The organism is Paenibacillus solisilvae (assembly GCF_042656405.1).
Classification (GTDB): Bacteria; Bacillota; Bacilli; order Paenibacillales; family Paenibacillaceae; genus Paenibacillus_Z; species Paenibacillus_Z solisilvae.
Genome location: NZ_JBHSOW010000059.1, coordinates 1 through 5243, shown reverse-complemented (window position 1 = coordinate 5243; position 5243 = coordinate 1). Strand labels below are relative to the sequence as shown.

The following is a 5243-nucleotide window of genomic DNA, read 5'->3' as shown; positions in this document are numbered from 1 at the left end:
TAAAAGTTGACTGGCATATTATTCGTAGACTGACACTGTACTGGAACAAAAAGCACAAGCGGAACCAATTGCACCCGAGAAGGGTCGCCGAGGTACTCGGTCGTATGGGACTGAAACGAGTCAGTGCTTGGGGCAGCTATACTGCGCTGGGTGAAGAACATCGGAAAGCCGTATGCGGGAAAACTGCTCGTACGGTTTGATGAGGGAGGACTGGTAAACCAGTTCCCTACTCTACATGCCGTATATTTTTCGTCTAATTGTTCAGGCAAAGGTTCGAGCCGGTTGATCATTAGCCTATACTCAGCTTAACGGGCGATTGTTCAACAAATAGGAGGTATGGCTACATGAAGCATCTCAAATTCCTTTTGTTCTTTGTCATTATTTTAACGGGGTTTTTATTAAATATAGAAGGAGCATTAGCCAGTACCTATCCAAGTGCCGTTGCTTGGAATAATCTCCTTTATGGACTCTCCATTGAGGAAGTCGATAACAAAGTTATTGGCAATGAGATTGGAAAGATTAAGCGCCAAAGAACTCCGATGCCAAAGAAGAACGGTGAGTCAAATGAAAAACTTGTGGGAAGCTTGTTGTTTGAAATTAAAGGGGCAGACACTCAAGATGTAATAGCAGTTAAGGTAAATGATAAGTTTTTCAAGGCATCCAAATTTGGACAGATTAAAGTTACAACGAATGTACCAGAATGGATAGTAACACTGTCTTTTATCTGTTTCTTGTCCCTTTTAACAATGATTATCGTATGGAGAAAAAGAAGACGAATAGGTTAGTTCATTCCGCTAACGGGTACGATCAATTGCATGAAGGGCAGCCCTTCACTACTTTAGCGGGTAGTTATGCTTACAACTGTTTATAATCGAATTAGAAGATGAATAAGTAGGTGTAAAAATGAACATTGATCTAGAATCCATAATAGTAAAGACATTTTTCGAAAAGAGAATCCAAGAACGGGTTTTGTTCGAATTGTCTGCTCTTAAAAAACGCAAGGATGCGATAGGTCGCCTTAATCATCACTATAAGCAGACTCTTAATGAAAAATACATGATAGAAATACCGAAATCTAATTCTAATTATTTGCATATTGCGGCTTTATTGAAGAAACATGGTGCAGACGAAAACTGTTACGTAATTTCTTGGAGTGATAGTCTTGATGGTCAAGAGCTATGCCTAACGACAGCTTTAGAAAAAGCAGTTGGTCTTGGAATGCCGACCCTTATTTCGTGCATTCCAAACAGACTAATTTATTTCGAAGCTGAGCAAGAATTTGGCTCCCCGCCGAGATACATATTAATGAAAAAGTGAATCGGTGATTCGTTAGTTCAATGAAGGACGGACTCTATACAAACGAAGAAGCAGCTGCCGCGGCAGCTCCTTTTTTACATCTTCACAAAATAAGAGGTTATATACTAATGTCCTGATGGATGTTGAGCTAACTGGCAGATTAGTTGAATGAGGTTACTCTTTAATATTATGCTTGTATAAGAAGTTTCTTTTATATTTGTAGGAATGAAATGGATAAAGTTGATATGCTCAAAAACAAGAAAGTCAGAGTAAAAGAAATACCCGAATGGGGAACGTACCTTCGGAAACAATGGGAAAATCATTTCTTAAGAAACATGATGATGCTCAGGTGTTTAAGACCATCATGCGTTTTGCACGTTCATATCCAAAGAAGACTTAAATTAATAGGATAAATCGTTATATGCAGGAAGAAAATTAAATCTTTTAGTAAGTGATCGAGTCTAGTAATTTAATAAGAATTTGATAAGTTCGGTCGTCTGATTTCAGATGACCGTTTCTATTTATTGAGAAGTATGGTGGAGGGCTTGTCCGCTACACAATGTGACGTCCCATGATGAATCGGTTGTTGAAATAACCGCTCGTAAGGCTCTTGATGTTGACACCAGCTCCAGGTTGATTATTAATGAATAGACCGTTTCCGATATAGATGCCGACGTGCTGAATTTTGCCCGGAGTACCAATGCTGAACATGACAGGATCGCCTACGCGCAAATCGGACTTCGATTTGACGAGCGTGCCACTTTTGGCTTGTGCTCTAGAACCCCATGGGATGTCAATGCCATTATTCTTAAATACCAATTGGGTGAACGATGAGCAATCGAGAATAAGTTTTTGTAAGTTGCGGGTACCAAAGTGATAACGGACTTTTCCGATATACGATTGAGCATTAGCAACAATATTTTGTTCGGCAGGCGTTACGACGACAAATTGCGAGGATACAGCTTGTGTGGATTTTGAGGTTGTGGCGAACGCCCCGGTTGGCGCGAAGTTAGCACAAACGATTGTTAGAGCAGATACGGATGCAAGAAACCATTTTTTCATTGTCATGTACTTCCTCTCTTAGTTGAATTGTGAGATAGTGCTGATTCAGAACCGATTGTAGCACGATTATATTATCCAGATTGACCCAATGAGAAAGGGAAAGCAGTCAGTGTGTATAGATATAAACGTTTAATGAAAATACGATTAGAAACATCTCATTATTAGCTTGTTGAGTTGCTCAAAGTTAAGACAATTTTAAGAACTTGTTCATTAATCCTTTAGGAGCTAAGTTTATGCTGGGCTGAAGGGGGGGGGATGGATATATTACCTGCTATGCAGGATTCTTTTCCATGTGGGCTTTATCTGCTGTCTTCGTGCTCGTAGCCGGGTTGGTTCTTTTTAGCGCACTCGGTTACTTGATATTTGATCGCAAGGAAGCGTGAGTAGATAAATGAAATAAAATTGGATCCTACTCAAATCGATACCGAAAAGCAGCGATTCAAAAGCGGAGGATATATTGAAATATAAATCAAGATTGGTTAGTATCATCAGTTTGGCCTTGATCGCCACCGCGATTAGTTATTACATTTACTTGTTAAAAGTCGGGGTCGTACAACACGCTTTTCATGCCATTCAGGAGTTAGGCTTCTGGGGTGTGTTGATCGGTATCTTCGCACAAATGATAGTCAACATCATTCCGGTACCGGGTGAATTCACGACGCTTATGTTGATGGAAATATACGGCCCCATATTAGGTGGAATCTATTCATGGATCGGCGGTGTACTTGGTGCGATCGGCGCTTATTTTTTGGCGAAGTGGCTATCTAAACCCTTTGCGGGTACCATGAAGGACTTTGCTTTTACAAACAAACTAGAACGATATATGAGCGAAAAAAAGGCTTTAGGGCTGTTGACGGTTCGATTTGTGCCTTTTCTGCCGTACCATATGATCAATTATGCCGCGGGAGTGCTAAAGGTCGACATCAAAAGCTTCATCTGGACCACGATGATCGGGCTCTTGCCGTATCATATCGTCGTCAGCGGGATGTATGCGGGCGTGCGGCATGGATCCCTGGTAGCGGGAGTAATTGGGGCTGTTGTGTTTATATTTCTGATTCTGTTTGGACGAACTTTGAAACGCCGTAAGGTAACGAGCAAAACTAATTAGGCATTGTCATGTTTATCTTCGTTTTAGGCATCGTCAGACTCATATTTGGACAAGATCATCACAATGAAGTGATGACACCAATAGGAGAGGGGAAGTTATATGTCAGAAAATGCTAACAAAATGAAAATATTGCTTAGTAAGGTTCCCGAAGTTACGATTTTTTTCTGGATCATTAAGATTCTTTGTACGACTGTCGGCGAAACATTCGCGGATTTTCTAAATTTCAACCTGGGATTCGGCTTAACGAACACGACGATTATCATGGGGGTCGCGTTTTTCATCGTATTGATCCTTCAATTCAAAGCATCAAAATATGTACCCGGCATCTATTGGCTAACCGTCGTATTGATCAGCGTTTTCGGAACCCTAGTAACCGATAATTTGACGGATGCGATGGGAGTACCATTGGAGAAAAGCACGATCATATTCAGCATACTTCTGGGTTTGACTTTCCTGGTTTGGTACGTAAGCGAAAAGACGCTTTCCATTCACTCGATCTACACAAGAAAACGCGAAGTTTATTATTGGCTAACCATTCTATTCACATTCGCCCTTGGAACAGCCGTCGGCGATCTGTATTCCGAACAACTCGGACTTGGTTACTTTAACACAGGCATCACAGTTGTTATTATCATCGCGATTATGTATTGTACTTGGAAATGGCTGCGTCTGGATGCGGTATTGGCTTTCTGGGTCGTTTATATTATGACTCGTCCACTGGGAGCATCCATAGGTGACTACTTGTCCCAAACCAAAATGAATGGCGGATTAGGCTTAGGTACAACGATTACGAGCGTCGTTTTTCTAGCTGCGATTTTGGCAGTCATCATTTTCTTGGCTGTTACCAAGATCGATACGGCACCGAAAAACGATACCGCAGAATCGGGACATGCAAAAGAAAGCAAAAGAAACGTTCTCGTTCAAACTGTTGCCGTACTTTGTATTTTCTTAGCTACAGGTATCGGCGGATATGTCCAGTTGAGCAATAAAATCGCATCGCAAATCGATTCTTCCGGATCGGCTTCAACGTCCAATTCGGCTTCATTAGCCGGAAAGTTGATGGATTTCGTGAATATAGAAAATGATATGTTGAAAGCCGTGAACGCAAAGGACTTTGCTGCCGCGAAAAAGGGTGCTGACAATTTAGAGCATCAATGGGACACGGCTGAGCCCAAGCTTAGAAAAATTGACAGCTCCACTTGGACCCAAATCGATGGTACGATCGACGTGGTATTGGCTGCCGTTCGCAGTGGAAAACCTGATGCGATTCAAAGCAAAAACGCGCTTCAAGATTCGCTGAAGGTATTGAACGATGCCAACAAAGCAGCGGCTTCACAAGCTCCCGCATCGTCGCAATCCGAGACATCTCAAGCACCGGCAGCTTCACCGGAAGCTACGACAGCTATGCCGCAAGCGAAATTGGCCGGACGATTATCGGATTTTGTCGATATTGAAAACGAAATGATGAAAGCAGTAAACGCAAAGGACTTCGCTGCCGCCAAAAAAGACGCTGACAATTTGGAGCACAAGTGGGACATTTATGAGCCTAAGCTTAGAAAAATCGACGGCTCCACATGGACTAAGATCGATGGTACGATCGACGTTGTATTGGTAACCGTTCGCAAAGGTAAACCAAATGGCAGCCAGTGCGTCTCTGCACTTAATGACTCACTTACCATCATGAGCGGAGCAAATCAATAAAAATAGACGGGGCTGTCCCAAAAGCATGTAAATTCACACCAAAGGACAGTCTACTTTCTTAAAAAATGACCAGCAA

General features: G+C 41.9%; 7 protein-coding genes. 6 read left to right on the top strand and 1 reads right to left on the bottom strand.

Annotated elements, in window-relative coordinates; translation table 11 throughout:
• The 4 genes from ACFPYJ_RS16145 to ACFPYJ_RS16130 all read left to right on the top strand — a co-directional run.
• Positions 1-200, top strand: a 200-nt coding sequence (locus tag ACFPYJ_RS16145) for a hypothetical protein (RefSeq protein ID WP_379189197.1), incomplete at its 5' end; no start/stop codon positions are given.
• A gap of 144 nt (positions 201-344) precedes the next feature.
• On the top strand, positions 345-785 hold the full coding sequence (locus tag ACFPYJ_RS16140; RefSeq protein WP_379189195.1) for a hypothetical protein: 441 nt from the start codon (positions 345-347) through the stop codon (positions 783-785).
• Positions 786-903: 118 nt separating this feature from the next.
• Positions 904-1317 (top strand): hypothetical protein, encoded by a 414-nt coding sequence (locus tag ACFPYJ_RS16135; protein WP_379189193.1) that lies wholly within the window; start codon positions 904-906, stop codon positions 1315-1317.
• 209 nt (positions 1318-1526) lie between these two features.
• Entirely contained in the window at positions 1527-1709 is a 183-nt protein-coding gene (locus ACFPYJ_RS16130) for a DUF4275 family protein (protein WP_379189192.1), read from the top strand.
• A gap of 139 nt (positions 1710-1848) precedes the next feature.
• On the opposite strand, the gene ACFPYJ_RS16125 is transcribed toward ACFPYJ_RS16130, so the two are convergent.
• On the bottom strand, positions 1849-2358 hold the full coding sequence (locus tag ACFPYJ_RS16125; protein ID WP_379189191.1) for a C40 family peptidase: 510 nt from the start codon (positions 2356-2358) through the stop codon (positions 1849-1851).
• A gap of 457 nt (positions 2359-2815) precedes the next feature.
• On the opposite strand from ACFPYJ_RS16125, the gene ACFPYJ_RS16120 reads away from it, so the two are divergent.
• Entirely contained in the window at positions 2816-3466 is a 651-nt protein-coding gene (locus ACFPYJ_RS16120; protein WP_379189190.1) for a TVP38/TMEM64 family protein, read from the top strand.
• A gap of 99 nt (positions 3467-3565) precedes the next feature.
• Entirely contained in the window at positions 3566-5167 is a 1602-nt protein-coding gene (locus ACFPYJ_RS16115) for a COG4705 family protein (protein ID WP_379189189.1), read from the top strand.
• The last annotated feature ends 76 nt before the right edge of the window (positions 5168-5243 follow it).

Excerpts from the sequence above, each read along its gene's own strand:
- ACFPYJ_RS16140 (WP_379189195.1), top strand. The coding sequence starts at position 345 with ATGAAGCATCTCAAATTCCTTTTGTTCTTTGTCATTATTTTAACGGGG.
- ACFPYJ_RS16115 (WP_379189189.1), top strand. The coding sequence starts at position 3,566 with ATGTCAGAAAATGCTAACAAAATGAAAATATTGCTTAGTAAGGTTCCC.
- ACFPYJ_RS16125 (WP_379189191.1), bottom strand. The coding sequence starts at position 2,358 with ATGAAAAAATGGTTTCTTGCATCCGTATCTGCTCTAACAATCGTTTGT.
- ACFPYJ_RS16135 (WP_379189193.1), top strand. The coding sequence starts at position 904 with ATGAACATTGATCTAGAATCCATAATAGTAAAGACATTTTTCGAAAAG.
- ACFPYJ_RS16130 (WP_379189192.1), top strand. The coding sequence starts at position 1,527 with ATGGATAAAGTTGATATGCTCAAAAACAAGAAAGTCAGAGTAAAAGAA.